31 protein-coding genes are annotated in these 18,036 nt (G+C 59.7%); 15 read left to right on the top strand and 16 right to left on the bottom strand.

Annotated elements, in window-relative coordinates; genetic code table 11:
- Positions 1-8 precede the first annotated feature (8 nt).
- The 15 genes from EQG66_RS07660 to EQG66_RS07590 form a co-directional block, all read right to left on the bottom strand.
- Positions 9-776 (bottom strand): hypothetical protein, encoded by a 768-nt coding sequence (locus EQG66_RS07660; RefSeq protein WP_129404009.1) that lies wholly within the window; start codon positions 774-776, stop codon positions 9-11.
- A complete protein-coding gene (locus EQG66_RS07655; RefSeq protein WP_129404008.1) occupies positions 776-970 on the bottom strand; it encodes a hypothetical protein in 195 nt (64 codons plus the stop codon). The genes EQG66_RS07660 and EQG66_RS07655 overlap by 1 nt, the downstream gene beginning before the upstream one ends.
- On the bottom strand, positions 967-1,794 hold the full coding sequence (locus EQG66_RS07650; RefSeq protein WP_129404007.1) for a DNA adenine methylase: 828 nt from the start codon (positions 1,792-1,794) through the stop codon (positions 967-969). The genes EQG66_RS07655 and EQG66_RS07650 overlap by 4 nt, the downstream gene beginning before the upstream one ends.
- Entirely contained in the window at positions 1,791-2,192 is a 402-nt protein-coding gene (locus EQG66_RS07645; RefSeq protein WP_129404006.1) for a hypothetical protein, read from the bottom strand. Before EQG66_RS07645 ends, EQG66_RS07650 begins: the two co-directional genes overlap by 4 nt.
- 34 nt (positions 2,193-2,226) lie before the next feature.
- Positions 2,227-3,249 carry a hypothetical protein gene (locus EQG66_RS07640; RefSeq protein WP_129404005.1) on the bottom strand — a complete coding sequence of 341 codons (1,023 nt, stop codon included), beginning with the start codon at positions 3,247-3,249 and terminating at the stop codon, positions 2,227-2,229.
- Entirely contained in the window at positions 3,246-3,779 is a 534-nt protein-coding gene (locus EQG66_RS07635; protein ID WP_164975626.1) for an HNH endonuclease, read from the bottom strand. The genes EQG66_RS07640 and EQG66_RS07635 overlap by 4 nt, the downstream gene beginning before the upstream one ends.
- Positions 3,776-3,949, bottom strand: coding sequence for a hypothetical protein (locus EQG66_RS07630; RefSeq protein WP_129404003.1), 174 nt, complete (start codon positions 3,947-3,949; stop codon positions 3,776-3,778). The genes EQG66_RS07635 and EQG66_RS07630 overlap by 4 nt, the downstream gene beginning before the upstream one ends.
- Positions 3,946-4,722 (bottom strand): DNA-methyltransferase, encoded by a 777-nt coding sequence (locus EQG66_RS07625; RefSeq protein ID WP_129404002.1) that lies wholly within the window; start codon positions 4,720-4,722, stop codon positions 3,946-3,948. The genes EQG66_RS07630 and EQG66_RS07625 overlap by 4 nt, the downstream gene beginning before the upstream one ends.
- Positions 4,719-5,420, bottom strand: a complete 702-nt coding sequence (locus EQG66_RS07620; RefSeq protein ID WP_129404001.1) for a hypothetical protein — start codon at positions 5,418-5,420, stop codon at positions 4,719-4,721. The genes EQG66_RS07625 and EQG66_RS07620 overlap by 4 nt, the downstream gene beginning before the upstream one ends.
- The gene (locus tag EQG66_RS07615) at positions 5,417-5,602 is read right to left on the bottom strand and encodes a hypothetical protein (RefSeq protein WP_129404000.1); all 186 of its coding nucleotides are present in this window, start codon (positions 5,600-5,602) and stop codon (positions 5,417-5,419) included. Before EQG66_RS07615 ends, EQG66_RS07620 begins: the two co-directional genes overlap by 4 nt.
- Complete coding sequence (locus tag EQG66_RS07610; RefSeq protein ID WP_129403999.1) at positions 5,599-6,156, bottom strand: hypothetical protein; 558 nt, start codon at positions 6,154-6,156, stop codon at positions 5,599-5,601. The genes EQG66_RS07615 and EQG66_RS07610 overlap by 4 nt, the downstream gene beginning before the upstream one ends.
- Positions 6,156-6,722: a hypothetical protein gene (locus tag EQG66_RS07605; protein ID WP_129403998.1), complete on the bottom strand. Its 567-nt coding sequence runs from the start codon at positions 6,720-6,722 to the stop codon at positions 6,156-6,158. Before EQG66_RS07605 ends, EQG66_RS07610 begins: the two co-directional genes overlap by 1 nt.
- A 103-nt stretch (positions 6,723-6,825) precedes the next feature.
- The gene (locus EQG66_RS07600) at positions 6,826-7,101 is read right to left on the bottom strand and encodes a hypothetical protein (protein WP_129403997.1); all 276 of its coding nucleotides are present in this window, start codon (positions 7,099-7,101) and stop codon (positions 6,826-6,828) included.
- Positions 7,098-7,721 carry a hypothetical protein gene (locus EQG66_RS07595; RefSeq protein WP_129403996.1) on the bottom strand — a complete coding sequence of 208 codons (624 nt, stop codon included), beginning with the start codon at positions 7,719-7,721 and terminating at the stop codon, positions 7,098-7,100. Before EQG66_RS07595 ends, EQG66_RS07600 begins: the two co-directional genes overlap by 4 nt.
- A 3-nt stretch (positions 7,722-7,724) precedes the next feature.
- The gene (locus EQG66_RS07590) at positions 7,725-8,180 is read right to left on the bottom strand and encodes a hypothetical protein (RefSeq protein WP_129403995.1); all 456 of its coding nucleotides are present in this window, start codon (positions 8,178-8,180) and stop codon (positions 7,725-7,727) included.
- 291 nt (positions 8,181-8,471) lie between these two features.
- On the opposite strand from EQG66_RS07590, the gene EQG66_RS07585 reads away from it, so the two are divergent.
- A complete protein-coding gene (locus tag EQG66_RS07585) occupies positions 8,472-8,768 on the top strand; it encodes a hypothetical protein (RefSeq protein ID WP_129403994.1) in 297 nt (98 codons plus the stop codon).
- Between the two features lie 489 nt (positions 8,769-9,257).
- On the opposite strand, the gene EQG66_RS15430 is transcribed toward EQG66_RS07585, so the two are convergent.
- Positions 9,258-9,614 carry a carph-isopro domain-containing protein gene (locus tag EQG66_RS15430; RefSeq protein WP_220428643.1) on the bottom strand — a complete coding sequence of 119 codons (357 nt, stop codon included), beginning with the start codon at positions 9,612-9,614 and terminating at the stop codon, positions 9,258-9,260.
- On the opposite strand from EQG66_RS15430, the gene EQG66_RS07575 reads away from it, so the two are divergent.
- The 14 genes from EQG66_RS07575 to EQG66_RS07520 all read left to right on the top strand — a co-directional run.
- Positions 9,609-10,196, top strand: a complete 588-nt coding sequence (locus EQG66_RS07575; protein ID WP_164975625.1) for a S24 family peptidase — start codon at positions 9,609-9,611, stop codon at positions 10,194-10,196. The two genes, EQG66_RS15430 and EQG66_RS07575, sit on opposite strands and share 6 nt — an antisense overlap.
- Before the next feature lie 10 nt (positions 10,197-10,206).
- Positions 10,207-10,494, top strand: coding sequence for a zinc ribbon domain-containing protein (locus tag EQG66_RS07570; protein WP_129403991.1), 288 nt, complete (start codon positions 10,207-10,209; stop codon positions 10,492-10,494).
- Positions 10,495-10,958: 464 nt separating this feature from the next.
- Positions 10,959-11,126 (top strand): hypothetical protein, encoded by a 168-nt coding sequence (locus tag EQG66_RS15310; protein WP_164975624.1) that lies wholly within the window; start codon positions 10,959-10,961, stop codon positions 11,124-11,126.
- The gene (locus EQG66_RS07565; RefSeq protein ID WP_129403990.1) at positions 11,123-11,575 is read left to right on the top strand and encodes a hypothetical protein; all 453 of its coding nucleotides are present in this window, start codon (positions 11,123-11,125) and stop codon (positions 11,573-11,575) included. The genes EQG66_RS15310 and EQG66_RS07565 overlap by 4 nt, the downstream gene beginning before the upstream one ends.
- Positions 11,576-11,648: 73 nt before the next feature.
- On the top strand, positions 11,649-11,849 hold the full coding sequence (locus EQG66_RS07560; protein WP_129403989.1) for a hypothetical protein: 201 nt from the start codon (positions 11,649-11,651) through the stop codon (positions 11,847-11,849).
- Positions 11,846-12,793: a PD-(D/E)XK nuclease-like domain-containing protein gene (locus tag EQG66_RS07555; RefSeq protein WP_129403988.1), complete on the top strand. Its 948-nt coding sequence runs from the start codon at positions 11,846-11,848 to the stop codon at positions 12,791-12,793. The genes EQG66_RS07560 and EQG66_RS07555 overlap by 4 nt, the downstream gene beginning before the upstream one ends.
- Before the next feature lies 1 nt (position 12,794).
- Entirely contained in the window at positions 12,795-13,508 is a 714-nt protein-coding gene (locus EQG66_RS07550) for a 3'-5' exonuclease (RefSeq protein WP_164975623.1), read from the top strand.
- A 2-nt stretch (positions 13,509-13,510) separates the two neighbouring features.
- Positions 13,511-14,503: a recombinase RecT gene (locus tag EQG66_RS07545; RefSeq protein ID WP_164975622.1), complete on the top strand. Its 993-nt coding sequence runs from the start codon at positions 13,511-13,513 to the stop codon at positions 14,501-14,503.
- A gap of 2 nt (positions 14,504-14,505) precedes the next feature.
- Positions 14,506-15,618, top strand: a complete 1,113-nt coding sequence (locus tag EQG66_RS07540; RefSeq protein ID WP_129403985.1) for a hypothetical protein — start codon at positions 14,506-14,508, stop codon at positions 15,616-15,618.
- Positions 15,619-15,684: 66 nt separating this feature from the next.
- Positions 15,685-16,464: a leucine-rich repeat domain-containing protein gene (locus EQG66_RS07535; protein WP_129403984.1), complete on the top strand. Its 780-nt coding sequence runs from the start codon at positions 15,685-15,687 to the stop codon at positions 16,462-16,464.
- The gene (locus tag EQG66_RS15305) at positions 16,461-16,622 is read left to right on the top strand and encodes a hypothetical protein (protein ID WP_164975621.1); all 162 of its coding nucleotides are present in this window, start codon (positions 16,461-16,463) and stop codon (positions 16,620-16,622) included. The genes EQG66_RS07535 and EQG66_RS15305 overlap by 4 nt, the downstream gene beginning before the upstream one ends.
- A complete protein-coding gene (locus EQG66_RS07530; protein ID WP_129403983.1) occupies positions 16,615-17,319 on the top strand; it encodes a hypothetical protein in 705 nt (234 codons plus the stop codon). The genes EQG66_RS15305 and EQG66_RS07530 overlap by 8 nt, the downstream gene beginning before the upstream one ends.
- 236 nt (positions 17,320-17,555) lie before the next feature.
- Positions 17,556-17,924: a hypothetical protein gene (locus EQG66_RS07525; protein WP_129403982.1), complete on the top strand. Its 369-nt coding sequence runs from the start codon at positions 17,556-17,558 to the stop codon at positions 17,922-17,924.
- Positions 17,917-18,036 (top strand): DUF5131 family protein (locus EQG66_RS07520; protein WP_129403981.1); only part of this gene is annotated, 120 nt, incomplete at its 3' end. The genes EQG66_RS07525 and EQG66_RS07520, both read left to right, overlap by 8 nt.

The raw sequence follows: 18,036 nt of genomic DNA, 5'->3' as shown, positions 1-18,036 counted from the left end.
GTCAACAATCATTTTTGAAAGCGCGATTCGAGCCGGTGCGACACGCCATCATAGAGCTTGTGGCAGGCGTGGATGAACGCGGCGCGGACGTTCGCATATGGCCCACGGTATTGCTTCGCCACCTCGCTTATTCCCACGTCACGCAGCACCACCTGCTCAAATAAGCTGAGGACATCGGCAGGGATGAAGCCGCGCGCCCAGCGGATATCGGTTCGCGCTTCCGCCGCCCATTCGGAGCGCGGCAAATGCCCATAGACCGGATCACCGCGCACCGTCTCGCCATATTGAGCGACGGCCGCCGATGGCTCCATTTCGGATGCCTCATACCGATCGCGATACCATTTGCAGGCCGCGAATGTCTGATCGTCCAGCACGCCCCGGCTCAGCAGGTATGTGATCTGGTCGATGTGAAGGCGCCGATACCCGATTGCCCCACCATCCGCCCAATGCTTCGCAGCCACCTTGCGCGTGATGAACGCGGGGTCGCGCAGTTGCTCCGGCGTTGGCCTCACCAGCGCGTCGCCTACGTTCGTGTCGATCCCAGCCTCCATGTCGGCAAGAGCGATGCGGCGCCGGCGCTCCTCCTCGCGGTCCTTGGCATCGCGCTCCAGCAGGGACATCAGGCGCTGCTCGCTCGCCGTCTTGGCGGCCCGCGCCTGCACCAGCTTTTCCAGCAGGGAGTTGTAATCCTCGACATGGCCCAGATAGTCCGCCAGCCCCTCGGATATGGCCCCGAACACCACACGGTCGGCACCCGACATCGCTTCAATCGGCATCACTTATTCCCCCTTTTGCCATGCACCTTGTCGGCAACCATTTGAACGTAAGCCCGATCTTCCCACGATGTGATCCAATCGGGGTTGAGCGCGATAAAGCCGGTATCGTGGTACGCCTTGGCAGCGCGCTTGCGGGCACCGTCCGGGTCCGGCTCGTGGCCGAGATGGGCGTAGCGGGCGAGCGGGCTGTTCATGCGGCCACCTCCGAGAACAAATCGCGCCCGTGTGATGCTGCCGCCGGGTTGATCCACAGCACTTCGGTTCTCTCGCGAGCGCCGTCTGCCAAAGCCTTTCTCTCAACCCGCCTCCACCCTGTTAGGGCGTTGTCGTATAGGTCGCTTGGATAGCCAGAGAGAATAACCATGCCGTTTAGTGTCGAGAGAAACGCCAGCAGACGGACATGATCGTCGTCAGTCATCTCGTGGGCATAATCTTTGGCCAAATCGGCGCGCGTCGCGAACACATATGGGGGATCAACGTAATGCAAGGTCTGGGGGCCGTCATGGCCCGCCATAACTTCGCAGGCGTCACGGTTAAGAATAACAACACCCTGCAATCTCTCGATCACTCTCGACAAAGAGTCGGGGTAGTTCATCCAGTCATGCGCTGGCGTTGTGCTAGAACGATTTGAGTTTGATCGAAAACCCGTGGAGCGGTTATGTCCGTTGCTGCCAAACCCCATGAAAGACCGAACAACAAGCCGACGCGCTTTTTCAACAGGATCATCACATGGCTCATATGCCTCGCGGAATTCATCATGCGCGAATGGTGTCAGGCGAAGCATGTTCACCAGTTCGTCGGCACGGTCACTGCGCAAGACGCGGAACAGGTTTACGACATGGCCATCGAGATCATTCCATACCTCGGCATAGGTGCGCGGCTTACGGATCAAAACAGACCCCGCGCCGCCGAACGGTTCGACATAAACCCGATGCGTAGGGAAATGGCTTATGATCCAGGGAGCGAGTATCCATTTTCCGCCGTGCCAGCGGAGTAGGGGGCGTGTGATCTCTGTCATGCGGCCTGCGTCTCGCTGTCCTGAGATGGCTTCGTGGCGTGGGCAGCCTTGAACTCCGCTGCCAGCGCCTCAAGCTCCTCCTTCGTCGGCTGCCGCAGCTTCGAGCAGTCGCGGCCAACATCGAGGTCACGGACGACAGGCTGATCCAGTCCATACTCTCTCAGGATGGCCGCAGCCTCCTCCGGCTTGCAGCGGGTCGCAGGGTCGAAGGTTTCTTCGCGGGTGAGTTTCCAAGGCGGATCTATCCTGAATTTGAGCTTGTTTCGCTCAATCTTGCGGTAGTTCCATGCTTCCTCGATTTCCCTCATGATGGTCGGGACGATCTTGGAAGGGTGATCGGCATATTTCCGCGCTACATCACAACCTCTGGCCAACAGATCATATGGGATCCCGGCCAAGGTTATTGCTGCCGCCTTGATCCATTCAGTGCGATCATGGGCGTGCATTCCCGACCCGCCGCAAAGCATCAGGCATGGCATCACCTGGGCCGAGAACTGTTCCGCGGTCGCCGGCGCCAACGTCCTGTCCATGTCGGCTAGCACCAGCTGCGCGTCCTCCAACGCCCGCTCCGGCAGCGGCGAAGATTCGTTCAACATCATCCATCGCTGCAATCGCTGCCGCCTCTGTTCGGCCGATTCCGGCAGGCTCAGCGCCGTTTGCTCCCTTGGAGCCAAATTGTTTGTCATATTTACCCTCCAAGATTTTGTTCACACTGTCCTGACTGCGGACGAAAAAGTCGAAATCCCACCATCGCGGCGGGTCGCGGCCAAGCATGTTGGATTGGCTCGCGCGGGCTATCGCCTCGGCCAACCCTTTGACGCCGTGCTCTCGAATACGGGACTGGAGCTTCTTCCTGCGATCGGCGGAAATTGTTCTGGGGATAGGCCATCCGCATTGCTGCGCGGCCTCCGTCCATTTTGCTATCACGACAGCCTGAGGGTCTGGTGGAGTATCTTCCTCGATTTCCAATTGGAACTGATCGCCGTCCGCGTCGTCGCCAGACGACGAATCCTTAGGAGCGTTAGCGACTAAGGATAAACTTGTTCCCTTGTTCCCTTGTTCTTTTGCTGTCCGGTCGCTGTCCGGTCGCTGTCCGCTTTCCTGTCCGGTGGCCTGTCCGGCATCATGATCTACATCCTGATATTTGGCGTAATTACATATAGTTATGATAGAACGACCCTGTCCGGTTTCCCGTCCGATCATCTGTTCGGTTTGCAATCGGGTCAAAAACCGCTCGACCGCGCTGTCGGACCATCCCCACGCCTTCGCCAACTGGCTGCGTGATGCGACAAATTGCCCTCGGTCTAGCGTGATTATCTTTCCATTGAGGTCGTATTTCGTCGGCCTCCAACATGCCTTGGTCACAAGCCACAACCATGCGCCCAGGCGCGAGGAATCGCCCGCAAACAACGGGTGATCGACCGCTGCACGATGAAGGGCGACGAAGCCGCTCATTGCTCTGCGCGCCTGATTTTGTTCCAGCAAACGCCGGCGATATAGCTGAGCTGACGCCTTGTGCCCCAAATGCGGGCACCACGCATAATATCTATCGCATCCAAGACCTCATGAACGCCCAGCCGTTCGATGAATTTCTTTATGGAAGCAAACACCTCGTGCCGGACGCTATCAACGTCGCCCTGCCAATATTCAATCGCTCGCCATGTATCGCTTTCAATCCGATCGCGCTTTGCGTCCAGTACGGCATTGTAGCCTCGAAGCTGTTCCTCCCGCTCGAGAATGATTGCAGCCTTCTGCTCGACCGTAAGAGGGGCTACATTTAGGCTTCGCGCGCCCTTGCCAAGATTACATGAATCGCAAGAGGTGATGAGGTTGTCTTCATCGTTCGCGCCCCCTAGGGCGACCGGTATGATATGGTCAACATGAAGTATGCAACCTGGGGGAGTGGCGCCGCAATACTGACACTCAAAGCCGTCGCGCTTAAAAATCTCAAAACGCTGCTTTTTACCTATTTGCTTACGACTCACCGCCCACTCCTCCAAGCCTTAACCTGTGCCGCTGTAGCGCCCACATAGGCCGCAGCGGCTGCGTCCAGCATGTCGTCGCTCATTGGTAGGTTGCTGTTCTTCGCCTCGGCTTTGTCGCGCTCACGCTTGGCGAGGGCGGTCCTGCGCTGCCATTGCTGGTGCTCGTTCATACTGCCGCTCCATTGATGAACATGTCACCCTGCCGTTGCGCTTCTTCGATGCGCTTGCAGGCGATGTCGAAATACTTTGGCTCCCGCTCAATCCCAATGAACTTGCGGCCCATCTGAACGGCTGCAACGCCGGTTGTGCCGCTTCCCATGCAGTTGTCGAGAATGACGCCGCCAAAGTCCGTGTAGGTTCGGGCCATATATTCCATCAATCCAACCGGCTTCTGTGTTGGATGAAGGACATCGGTTGGCGAAATTGCTGGAAATGACAGAACGGTTGTTGGATATTTCCGCTCGGTATCTTCCTCGACTATCTCGTATTGCGCGCCGTAGTTTTCGGATCGCCCTTTGGTGCGCGGTTTACCGCTTTTGCTAACGTGGTTTGGAGCGCCAAACCCATATTGCGGGTTGTAGATTGGCTGGGCGTCGTAAAAGACGCAGATATCCTCATGAGCTCGCAAAGGCTGCAGCTTCGCATTCAGGAAACCTGTTGGGCGGCTTTTATGCCATACCCACGAATACCGAAAACCGCTCTCATTCGATGCAACAAGGCGTGCCGTGAAAGGCTGGGCGGCGGTAAGAATGACAGCGCCGCTGCAGACGCGACGATATTCCCGCCAGAGTTCGTCAAGCGGGAGGGGGCAGTCCCATTTGTTTTGTGTCGTACCATAGGGCAAATCGCAGATAACCGCGTCCACCTTGCCTAGGGTCGGCAGAATGTCCCTGCAATCGCCTAGCCAAAGTTCAGCGTTGCCGATGGTGACGGGATTACTCATACCGCCTCCCCGTTCATACGGTACGCAGCCAGCCCAATTTCGATCAGCGCGGTCACAAACTCCGGCAGCGGGCGCCCATCGCTCTTGGCGGCCCGGAGAACTTCGGCGGAGAGGCGATGCTTGGGCCCATCCTCGGCGCGCAGGAGGTGGACATATTCCTCGAACAGCTCCTTGGCGTAGTGATCGAGGCTCATCGGCTCCTTGTGCTGGTCCAGCCGCTCGCAGAGATATTCCATGTCGTCGGCGTCCAGAACGAACGTGACGGCAACGGGCTGCGGAGCGGGCGGCGCGACCGGCGGCATAACCTCGGCGGCGATTTCCTGCACCACGTCCACATAATCGGGTTTGGCGGGAACGAGATCAGTGAGCGGCGACGCGGGCACTTCTTTGCCGGGCGTGCTTTCCACCTTGAATGTGGGCAGGGGAGCCATGCCCAATACCAGTGGGCGCGCCAGCGGCTCGCCGGGCAGCTTGTATCGGTCGCGCAGCAAGACGATGGCCGGACGCTCGCCGCCAATGTCGACGCGGATGTGCCCGGTGCCGGCAAGCTCAGCCATCGCATCAATAACCTGATCTCGGTCGTCAAAGCCGAGGCTGTTCATCCATGTGGTGAGGGTAAGGCCGGGCCTGCCCGCCTGAGCGCGGCCAACCATCGCGTTGAACAGGCGTATCCGCTGGATTGGCTTCGATTTGGTCATGGCTGTTCTCCGGCCAATATGCGGGCCTGGCGCGCGCGGTATTCGGCTTCGCTGATCTTGCCTGCGGGCAGATAGACCCGGCCCGGATCCATGATCGGCATGGCCGCAATGGCTTTCAGATCTTCGGGCAGGATATGGTCCAGCTCGGCGATCAGCTTGCGGCGTTCCTCTGGGGTGCTCATGCGGCGCTCACCTCCGCCAGCAGCGGGATTCTGAAATTCATCCAAGGCGCATTGATGCCGAGATTGCTCATCTCGTATGTGAGGAGCCCGATCGCGTCGGCCTCGTCGTTATTCTGCGGCCTCAAGCCAGCCCGGCGGCATGTTTCGAGCGTGATGTCCTTGGTGGTTACACCCTTGGCGCGCTTCGCTGATCGAGGCTGCGCGTTGAAATAGGTAAACCACTTCGCGCCATCGGTTTCGCGGATATAGCGGATGCCGCAAATGCGGGCGAGATAGCCGAGGTGCCCGGTGATCCGTATCAACAGGCAGTCGTTGTCGAAGTTGGTCGGCCTATCCCAATGCCGTGTGTTTGCAGGCGCCTCCATGACGACATGCGTGGGGTATCCAAACGCCGTAAGCTCAAGCCACCGCTTATGCAGGTTCACCAGAACCTCATACTTGTCGGTCATATCCGAGCCGAGCGAGAACGAGCCATAGGTGGGGCGGTCCTGCTCATCAGACCAGGACGCCCAACCTGTGCGCGCCTTCGACATGTCGAGGGCGAGTATTTGCATCAGTGCACCGGCATTAGCGATGGACGGCTTGATGCCTTCACGGGAATGACATCCTCGTCGTCCTCACCCTCGGCCTTGTCGACCAGATCAGCCGACAGGCCGATATTGAGCGCCGACATCAGCCCCTTGAGCGAGCGCAGGAAGTCATCGCGCTTGGTATCTTCCATCGCGTCGAGCTTGAACGCCAGCTTGGCGGCGCCGGGGTGTACATTGCAGCCCTTCTTAATTTCCTTGTAGGCGGTCGACTGCTCTTGGGCATATTCGCCAACGCGCGCCTGCGCTGGCTTAATGTCGTTGCGGTAGATGCTGACAGCCCTTTCAAAGTCGGGCTTGCCGATTTCCTCCACTTCCTGTTGCTTCTTGGCTGTTCGTGCCATGTCGTCTTCCTTTCTCGCTGAGCCAATCAGTTCATAGGCGTCGTCCGGCGGTGGATTGGCGGCATCCGCGGCGATGGTGAGCTTTGCTTCGGCAAGAGACAGCCCGGACTCGGCGCAGGCGGTCATCAAGGTTTTCCCCTCACGGATCGCGCGACGGAACATCCGAAGCTGGAGAGACCCGCCGCTCATGAGCGATGTCCGGTGGAGGGGGATTTCACCGGCGCGGTTGCTGTCGTGCAGGACAGCAGGGTAGGAGTTGCCCCCCGCGTTCCCTCCGTCCTAGAGGCGTCCATCATACTCCCATCCCCCCTGTTTCGGCGCCACCGGACGCCGGGGAAATTACTTTGGCCTCGCGCTTGCGACGGACATCGGCCACCACCTGCTCGCGCGGCGCGATGGGCGCGCTGCCCGGCATAAGCTGGGCGGCAGTCAGGCGGGCGATGCGCAGTTCGTTACGGCGCTTCACCACAGCGGCCTCGTGCGCGCGCTTGGCTTCCTCGCGGCGTGTGATGGCGGCGGGGTGGCGCGAATGGCGCTGGCGGGCAAAGAGGGAGCGGAGCAGGTTCATGCGGCCTCCGGGTTGAGCCATCGCATCCGCGTTTCGCCGCGGTACGACTTGTTCCAAATGATCCAGCAGAAATCGGAGGTGCCACCCTTGAAAGCCTTGTCGCCCATTTCGGTGACAAGGTGGCCGGGGGGCATGGAAGGACGGCGCGACATCACCAGTACCTGCTCAGGCGGGTGTTCCGAGAACAGTGTGTGACGGCCTTTGCTGGCGAGGAATGAAAGTTGCTGGACGATGGCGACGCTGTAGTCAGCGACCATCAGCGCCTTGCGCACAAAGGCTTCGGCCTGGCGGAAGGGCGGGTTCATCACGATATTGATCCGGCCGTTCACCGGGACACAGATCGGCACACCGAAACTGAGAAAGTCGAACGCCTCGTCGAACTGCCCAAAGCCTCGATCGACTATATCGGTTGCACACACATTGCCGCGGCCTATGCGTTTAGCGAACACCTCTGGTATAGTGCCGCCACCACAGCAAGGATCCCAAACATAGCTCCCCGGCACGATGTGTAGAGCATCGGCCAGTGCCTCGACACACCAATGGGGCTCCGCATACCAGTCCTTGTCCGCCCGTTCGTAATCGGTGGAACGATAATTCTGAGATGCGTTGCCCCCCGCCATATCTCACTCCGCCGTTTTGCGCGTGGCGAAGGGCTGCAACGTCGCGATGACGTTATCAGCAACCGGCTCAAGCTGGGCGCGCTCGCGATGGTCGATAAAGCCGTCCGTCGCCATGTCGGCGATCATGGAGGTGGCGGCTGCGAGGGTCGCGATCACCGCGCCGGGCCGCTCATGCTTCACCACAACCTCATGCGCGCCGAGGCCGATCGAGCCGAGAACCTTGGATGCGAACTCGGTGCCGAAGAAGTGCATCAGCACGAGCAGCTTGTCGGCCGCCGGGGTGCGCCGCTCCTCGCCCGATGCGATGTAGCTGGAGAGGGTGCGCGAGGGGATGCCGGTGCCCAGCGACACGTCGGCCACCGAATACTTCCGGCCCGCGCCCATGAACAGGCCAATAGCCCGCGCAATTTGCTGCGATGCACAATGCTGCTCAATCAATGCGTTATCCGACACAGACATTTGCCTCGCTCTGGTTGAAGGTGGAGACATGAAAGGAGGTCTTTTCAGCAATGGAATTGGGGCTGGCATCGTCCCGGTGGGCAGTGGAGGTGCCAGCCCCGCAGGTGCGACCCGTTGGGCTTCCTGCATGGCGTGCGGGCGCGAGGCCCGAATATTCCATGTCATTGTGTTGGCAGAGGGGCTTATGGCAGACGGCACAGGTCATGCGGCCAGCCCTCCGCCGAGGCGGATTGACTCCGCCCCGGCTTTGGCCACTGTGGAGTGTGCAGCAACCACAGAGAGCATATGCAAATGGACAAAATCATTGCCGTTGTCTGGCCTAGGCCAGAAGACTATCCGCGTTTCCTCGAAATCTGTGGAACGGCGGATGTTCCCGATACCTATCTCGAATTCGTCCAGCAGGCTCTCACATCCCTGCGCGCGAATGGCATCGATCCGAGCCGCATCGAAAAGGTCCATGTCGACCCCGACGAAATGCTCGAATGGTGTATGCGGCACCATGGTAACGTCGAGACCGAAGCACGCGCCCTCTTTGCGCTGCTCAAGGTCAGATCGAAGTATGGCAAGGGTGCCGACGCCATCAATTGAGGTGATGACCATCTACGCCGCCTCCGTGGAGGGGAGGACTATGCCGAAAACAGCCTCCGCATCTGACGCAGAAACCACCGCCACGACGCTTATTGCGCCGCACGTCAATTTTATGGAGATGTCGCCGTCACCGTGGTGGGCTACGCGAATCTCAGTCGTTCCGTCATTCGCCAAAACCATTCGCCAAATGAGGAGGTTATCCATTGTCATTACTCCAGGATTTGCTCGCCGCGCTCGATCGCTGGGGCGAATGGAAGCGCATTCGCGCGGCTCCAGACCGTATCGACGAGATGGAGCGGCGGTTGGCTGCGCTGGAAAAACCCCCAATTACCTCTCCGGGACAAAGATGCCCCTCGTGCGGGAAAGATGCGCTCCGGCGAACAAGTTCAATTGCGGCAACTGGACCGCTGGCGATGCTTGGTATCAGGCGCGAAATATGGACATGCGAAGCATGTGGGGCCACCGACGAGCGAGAGGTCAACGCGTAAATCATGCAGCGGCCTCCGTGGAGGGGAGGGTGATTCCATTCACCTCCGCTATCAGCTCCAAGTGCGCCATGCGTGATGTAGGAATTCCGATCTTCCGCCAGCTATGGACGGTTGAGACTGGCGCTTTCACCATCTTCGCTACGGCTGTGGTTCCACCGAGTGCATCGATGATCTGGTCGGCTAAATTTTTCATATGAGGCAATGTGCGATAATCGGACTTAAATCGCAAGTCAAAATATCCGATAATCGCGATTGCCAGAATCGGCTGGCCGTGTCCAATAATGGCATGACTTCCGAACTCCATCTTAGGCCAGAGATTGCCGAGGTTTTTAAGCGTATGGAGGCGCTCGGCTTGCAACAGAAAGAGTTGGCCGACGCGCTCGGATTAGAAGCAAACAAGATATCTAAGACGAAAGCCGGAGAGCGTCAGTTCAAGGCGCATGAACTGCTTGCTGCGCGTGAATGGCTGAAAAGGATGGAGGTTGGTGCATACAGACCAGAGCCGGATCTACCCCTGCCAGATGAGGATGATCAGTATGTCCGGGTGTCTGTTTTGCCTACATACGCGGGCGCAGGCGGGGGTGGCAATGGAGATGGAGACAGCCAGAACGCCCTAATTTCTCGCATTTTGGTTGAAGATATGCTGCGGGGCCGGGCTGAAGATTTTGTCATTATCAACATCCGTGGCGATAGTATGGAGCCGGACTTTCATCACGGAGACCAGTTGCTCGTAGATCGGCGAGATGTATCCCCTAGTCAGCCAGGGCCATTCGCAGTTTGGGATGGTGAATGGGGAGAGTATGTGGTGAAGAACATTGAACGGTTGCCCGGCGGGCGAGTCCGTATGTTTTCCAGTAACTCAAAATACAGCCCCGCAGAAATCCAGCACGAAGCTACACGTATCATAGGCAGACCTGTTTGGTTTGGTCGCCGTTTGTAGGGGGAGTTTTATGGTTGCGATTGTTATATTCTGGCTCATTTGCGGCGGCGTAGCGGCGATGATTACCAGCGATCGCGGCGGCAGTGGCGTGGCAGGCTTTCTCGTAGGCGCCCTGCTCGGCCCGCTTGGCATTGTTGCTGCATTTTTCATGGGGGATTCTCAAGAGGTGGAGCGGGGCCAAATCAAGGCCGGTGTCTCCAAGAAATGCCCACGATGCGCCGAACTGGTGAAGCCAGATGCCAGTGTATGCAAGCATTGCGGGCATGAGTTTACCTCTAAGATTGCGGCGGAAGGCTGATATGCCGCTTGATTACAGGGAGCGCGGGATCGCCAGTGTTGCTGTGGGCAGTGTCATAGCGCACAAAGTTGGTGCGACCGATGCAGTTTCGTCGATTGTAGAGATTCGTTTGACGGATGTAGATGGTGGCGGCGTGCTGGGCCCGGCAATCAGAATTGAGGTGGCGTTTCCAATAGGCCACGACACTTCGATTCGAGATGCGCAAGACGCAGCTCTAGAAAGCGCATACGCTGTTCTAGCGCGAGTAGCTGCGGAACCTCCTGAGAATCTGCGGCGGGTTCTTCGCAAATAGCTTCCACCGGCTTTTGTAGCATTGCTAAATCTCCTCACCCGCCTCGCGCGGGTTTCTGTCTATTAGCAAAGACAGTGTCGTCATGCGATAAAAAATCCGATTAACGCATTTTTGAGCTTGCGATTGTTCCGATAATCGCATAAACAACCTCCATCACCGAATGGAGGCAACAGTGTCCCAACCCGAAAATCACGAGCAGTTCAAAACCCATCACCGAATAGATGACGGCGGCTGGGTTTCGACCATCGCCATCGTCGCCGCCCTCCTGTTCTACCTCTGGCTTGGCTCGGCAATCGTCGAGATGCTGGCACCCATCGCCCCCGTGGCGGGTGGCCAATGACCGCGCCCGCAATCCGCCCTTGGAACGACTGTCTGCTGGTGGCGCGCATCTGTGCCGCGATGATCCAGGCCGAGAAGCTGGGCATGACGATCTCCGCGAATGGCGCGTTTGAAGGCTCCGTTGCTGCCGAGTGCAGACATGCGTTTGGCTGCTTCAAGCGGGAGGCGGTGAGGTCCGTATTCGATGCCGCGCAGGATACGACTGCCCTGCGTCCATCGGGCGTGCTGCTCACAAGCTTGTGGGACAACCTTGCAAACGTGCGCTCCGAGTGGATCACGCTGCGCATGATCGAGGCGGGCTTCAAGCGCGAATGGGCGGACTTCGGCGGTGACGTTGGGCGGCGGGCATTCGAGGAATACGCCCGGCTTGATGATGCGGCTCCGACGATCGAGCAGGCGATCAGCCATCACCGCGAGTTGGCCCGGCAGATCGGGAGTCTGGCGGCATGACATACTACCAGGCTCTAGCCCTCGCCCTGATGTCGGCGATGTTAAGCACGTGCATGCAAAGCGATGTCGAGGGGTGGAAATCCTTGGTGCTTACATTCTGCACTATTCTGTTTTGCAGGTTCGTTTGGTGGCTTTTTGTCGATCGGAAATCGGCATGAAAAAGCTGCGCAGGGCCATCTCCATCCCCTTCATGCTGGTCGGCCTCGTGTTCGCGCTGCTGGCTGGGCTGTTCTACCTGATCGACAATCTCATCATCGGGGAAGGTGAGCAATGACGCCGCTCATCACCAAGCCGGGCGCGTATTCGGGGATCTCAAACTCCGACTATCACCGCAACCCGCACCTGTTGCCGGACTTCTCTCTGTCGGCCAGCGGCGCTAAGACCATCCTCTCGCACAGTCTGTTCCACTTCTGGGCAGACAGCCCGATGAACCCGCAACGGCCAGCGGATAGCGACAAGCCGCATTTCGTCGAGGGCCGCGCCGCGCATGATATGCTGCTGCTGCCGGACCAGTGGAGCAAGCTGTACCATGTCACGCCGGCAGGATTCAGCCGCGCCGCGACGAGGAGATGGGCCGAGGAAATCGAGGCTGTCGAATATGCGGAGAGCAGGGGCAAGAGCATCCTGTCTCACGGTCAGCACCAGAAAGTGCTGGCGATGGCGGACGCGATAGGCCTGCAATCCGTTGCCCGCAATGCGCTGTCGAACGGCGAGGCGGAGGTGACGATCGCATGGCAGGACAAGGAAACCGGCGTGTGGCTGCGGTGCCGTCCTGACTGGCTCCCCCATCCCGTCATCAAGGGCGCCGATGTGCGCGTGGTGACGGACCTCAAGTTCATGGCGCCGGAATATTGCTCGCCAGCGGGCTTTTCCAGCGCGATCGACCGCTTCGGCTACCATCTGGCGGCCGCGTTCTATTTCGAGGGTATCAAGCACGCCTACGGGAAGGAGCCGACGCACTGGCTGCATCTCGTGGTGGAGAAGGAGTTTCCCTACAGCGTGTCGCTCTACCCACTGCCCGCTGCCGACATCGAGCGGGGCAGGCACCAGATGCGCATGGCCGTCACGCGCTTTGCCGAGGCGCTGAGCGCCGACAAGTGGCCTGCATATGCAGACGAGCCCACAGAGGTCGGCCTGCCGGGCTGGGCGCGCAAGACAATCGACCAATTCGGATCGCGGCAAGACGCTGCGCTCATCAACGCCACATCAGGAGAATGAAATGATCCTCTTTTATGACAGCGAAACCAGTTCGCTGCCTTCCTTCGGAGACCCGTCCGATGCACCCCACCAGCCCCACCTGCTCCAGCTCGCCATGCTGTTGCACGATATGGATGGGAATGAGGTCGATCGCTTCGTCAGCATCGTTCGCCCCGGCGTCCATGAATGTGTGATCGCCCCAGAGGCGCTGGAGGCTCACGGTATCACGCTGGAGCGCGCGATGGACGAAGGCTGCGACCCCTTGGTTGCGCTGGATGCGTTTATGGCGTTCGTCGATCGAGCGACCTTGCGGGTTGGTCATAACGAATCGTTCGACCGTCGCATCATGCGCATACATTCCGCGCGCCACAGGTCGGTCAAGTGGGAAGCCGAAGCGCCCAGCTTCTGTACCATGTGGAAGTCAAAGTTCATCATCAACCTGCCGCCGACGCCGCGCATGATCGCGACCGGGATGCCGGGACCGAAAGCGCCGAAACTGGAGGAGGCTTACGAGTATTTCTTCGGTGAGCCACTGGTTGGCGCGCACGACGCTCTCGTCGACATCACGGCTACGGCCCGCGTGTTCTACCATCTGGTGAATGAATGTGGGGTAGCCATGTTCAAAGCGGGGGGCGCCCGCCCGCGCGTATCGACAAAGGCTATCCGTGGCACTGGCCATGCGGCCGATCCCTTCGCCGCAGCGGCGGCCCTCTTGAATCAAGCATCAGGAGAATAATCGTGGCGAACGAAATAGTTGAAGCCGAAAACCCCCTCCGCAAGTTCGATGCCGACGTATTGAAGTCGATCGGCTCAACCTCAGTCGATGGGACAACCCCGCGCTCCACATTCCTGCCGGGCGATATGGGCGAGGCGATGGAGCTGGCCAAGCTCATGGCCGCCAGCAATTTCGTGCCGCCACATATGAGGTCGAAGGCTGGAGACTGTCTGGCGATCGTCATGCAGGCGACGCGCTGGGGCATGGACCCGTTCGCTGTTGGCAACAAGACGTTCTTTGTGAACGACCGCATGGCTTTCGAGAGCCAGCTTGTGAACGCCGTGGTCAACTCGTCCAACGCGCTTAACGGACGCCTCAAGGTGTCGTGGGAGGGTGATGGCAATGATCTGGTCTGTGTCGTCTCCGGCTTTGTGAAGGGCGACCCCGACATCAAGACCCGGCGCGTGCCGATCAAGAACATCACGACGCGCAATTCCCCGCTGTGGAAGCAGGATCCAGAGCAGCAGCTCGCTTATTACGCCACGCGAGCATGGGCGCGGCTGTACACCCCAGAGGTCTTGATGGGCGTCTACACCCCAGACGAGGTGCAGGAGATGCCCCCGGTCGACGGAGGGCGTCTGACAGCAACAGCAACCCGCCCCGCACTCACCTCGGCCATGCTGGCATCGCAGGCCAATGGCGAAGCTGCGGACAAGGATTATGTTGCCGCCAGCTCGTATGGCCGAATCAATGGCATCGTCGACGACGAACCCGAAACCGGCCGCTCCGACGAGCAGCATGGCGACCAGCACGATGGCACAGACGGCAATCCAGCCGAGCGCAAAGCCGCCGATCTCATCAGCCTCACGGTTTCCGCCGAGAATATGGACGAACTCGCGCTTGTGCAGGCCGAAGCCGACAAGCACCTGCCCGCGCTGCCCGATGAACTGGCCGCGCGCCTCACCGCCGCCCTCGACGCTGCCGAGGCCCGCATCCTTCGCAATCAGGGAGACTGACAATGGCCGCACGCGCCCGACGCATTGAAGAAGAAGCCGCCATGCCCGCCAACGATTCCACGGACATCGTGCGGCAGGTGGAGGACAATCCCGCGCTTGTCCTGACCGACGAGCAAGTTTTTGAGACCTATTACGCTCATGTGGAGCAGCAAGCCCTCAGCGTGAAGGTTGACCTGTCCACCACCGCCGGCCGCGACAGGATCCGGTCAACAGCCAGTGAGATCGCCCGCAAGAAAACCACGTTCGACAAGACGCGGAAAGATTTGACCGAGGATTACCGGCGCAAGACCGCTACCATCAATGCCGTCGGCAAGCTGGTGGTGGACCGCTTCGCCGCTCTGCAACTCCGGGTGCGCCAGCCGCTCACCGATTGGGAGGAGCGCGAGGAGGCCCGCAAGGCCGAGGCCGATCTTATCCTCACCAACCTGCGCGACGCAGCCATTGTCCGCGCCGACGAGACGGCGGAGGATGTGGAGCGCAGGCTGGAGCGTATTCGGGGCATCAACCTCAATGACGAACTGTTCGGCCCGCGCATCGAAATGGCAGTCGATCTGCGCGATGATGCGGTCAAGGCTCTGGGCGAGGCTCTTGCCCGGTTGAAGCAGCAGGAAGCCGACCGCGCTGAGCTGGAGCGTCTGCGCAGGGTTGCACGCGAGCGCGAGGAGCAGGAGGCGCGGGAGCGTCAGGAGGCCGAGGACCGTCGGGCTGAGGAGCAGCGCAAGGCCGAGGAACAGCGACGCGCTGACGCCGCGGCTGAGCAAGCCCGGAAAGATGCCGAGGAGGCCGCAGCGCGTGCCCATCAGGAGGAATTGAACCGGATTGAGCGGGAGAAGCAGGCCGAAATCGACGCCGCGAATGAGCGGGCGCGTAAGGCCGAAGAGGAAGCCGCTGCGGAGCGCAAGCGCATTGCCGACGAGAAGGCTGCCGCCGAAGCTGAGGCCCGTCGCGAGGCGGAAGCAAAGGCCAAGCGTGAGGCCGACCAGGAACACCGCACCGCCGTCCGCCGGGCCGCCAAGGAAGCCATCATGTCCTGCGGCGCCGACGAGGAAACCGCCCGCAAGATCGTGCTGGCGATTCAGGCGGGAGAAGTGCCCGCTGTACGCATCGAGTTTTAACCGAACACGCGCCCCGGCGCACATTGCCCACCAACCGGGGTATCGGGTGGGCGGAAAGGAATAGAAATGCCTAAACCCAACATCATGACTCTGGATGAATTCTCTGCCATTCTTGATCGTGGCGGATATGTCTACGATCGCACTGAAACCACGATCGACGTAAAGAGCTTCCATAACGTCAATCTGAGCAGCCTGACCACGCTGCCCGAGGGCGTGACATTCTCCAACGGTGGCCACGTCTATCTGAGCAGCCTGACCACGCTGCCCGAGGGCGTGACATTCTCCAACGGTGGCCACGTCTATCTGAGCAGCCTGACCACGCTGCCCGAGGGCGTGACATTCTCCAACGGTGGCCACGTCGATCTGAGGGGGCTGACGGAGGAGTATCACGTCTATCGCGGCGAGCGCATCCGTCTCAAACACGTCGATGGCTCCACGATGCTCATCCGATCAGAAAGGGTGTTGGGCGACGCCACGATTTATGCGGCATCCTACTTTGGCGGCGGTGAAATAGCCGACCTCAAGGCCTGTTACGTCGCGGCTCAAGGTGAATATTTCGCCCACGGCGATACGGTTGAGCAGGCCATGCGCGATGTCCGCTTCAAGATGATGGAGCATGATTTCGACGAGGAGGAGCTTGTCAAGGAAATCAAGGAGCGCGGCACGGTCCATATCAACGATTTCCGGCTTATTACCGGGGCGTGTGAGTCTGGGACGCGGCAGGGCATGGCGGAAGCTGGCCTTCCAAGTGATGCCGACGCACTCCCTCTGGAAACCGTGCTGAATGCGGTGTTCGGTAGCTATGGCGAACGGTTCAAGTCGCTGTTTGAGCGAGCGGCAGCATGAGACAGGAAACCGAAAGCGCGCGGTATTGGCGCAATGTCCACCTCAAGGGCGACAGGTCTCCGCCGATCAACCTCCCCGATCGGAGAGTTCGCCGCTCCGTCGGCACCGCGACAATGGTGAGGTCTTACGGCAAGGATGCGGGGGCGATCTATGAATAATATCCCCTCCCGGTCCCCCATGTTGCTCGATCACCTGACGAAGCTCGTGAACGAGGGTCGACCCTTTACCTATGAGGGTGCCATGCAGGCCTTGAAGTGCACCGACGAGGCTATCCGCTACCACATGCGCAAGCTGAGCGCGGCGGGCGCGGTCACATTCACCACGATGCGGGTCGGCAACGACTATGACTACAGCGTCACCGTTACGGGGCTTGGCTCTACCCCCTGGAATGACCTCAATGGCCGTCTGGCACGGCGCAGCGAAAGCGCGCGTCAGAGCTTGATCGAATGGCGCAAGCGTACCGGATGGTCTTTGAACCAGATCGCCACCGCCATGAGTATGGTCAACGAGCATAACATCAACGCCTGCCTGATAAGCAAACTGCTTGATGGCGGCATGATGCAGGTCGATTTCCTTCGGCATCTCTCGAAGTTGATCGACGAGTATCGCAACCCCGGCACCTTTGAGCGATGGAGGGACGCCATTGCCCGCAATGCCACGCGCCGGAAGATGGATGAGCGCGACGAGATCCTACGGCGGGTGGAGCAGGTCGAGCGCGAACGCGAGGAACGTCGCCGCGCACTTTTGGCCGCCGAGCGTCGCCCGCGCGAGGTGAAGCAGCGTGATTATCTCGACAAGGCGACACTTGCGGCGCTGTCGGGGCAGGTGATGGGGAGGGGCGTTTCCTATGGTTGACTGGCAAGACATCAGTAGCGCGCCATTACAAGAGGGATTTTGCGCAATCGTCGATGATGGAGATCGCATCGGTGAAGCGGAGTGCCAGTCCACATATGTGTGGAATGATGACGATGACGATCCGCGAGAAGTCATGCGTTGGCGCTGGGCGAACCACGGGAGTTGTGGCTGATGCTGGGGCGACATGGATCCGCAACCGTTGAGATGGATGCCTTTGCCAGAGCGGGAGGCTGCCAATGGCTGACACCCAACCAATCACCGCGTCCGACATGCCGGCAGGCGAATATGCCATCGTCGAGGCTCTCGGCCACCGCACGCTCGTAGGACGAGTGCTGGAGATCGAACGGTTCGGCACGAAGATGCTCCAGGTCGAGCTGTTGTTCGGCGACGTGATGCTGGGGCCGGTTCTGCTTGGCGGCGGGTCGATCTATCAGTTTACGCCATGCAGCGCAGCCATCGCTTATGCGCGCCGGCCGCAGCAGACCTATCAGCTTCCGCCTAGCGTTGCCGCGGTCATCCCGCCGATCGCGCTGCCATCCAATGAGGAATTGCCGTCGTTCCTTGTGGATGATGAGGAAGTAGATTGGAGTGATAGCGATGGCTGACCGCACTACTATTGAATGGACTGATGCGACCGTCAATTTCTGGTGGGGTTGTACCAAGGTCGGGCCGGGGTGCGATCATTGCTATGCCGAAACATGGTCGAAGCGGACTGGT

This window comes from Sphingobium fluviale (assembly GCF_004122115.1).
GTDB classification, from domain to species: domain Bacteria; phylum Pseudomonadota; class Alphaproteobacteria; order Sphingomonadales; family Sphingomonadaceae; genus Sphingobium; species Sphingobium fluviale.
This window is presented reverse-complemented; position numbering and strand designations above follow the sequence as displayed.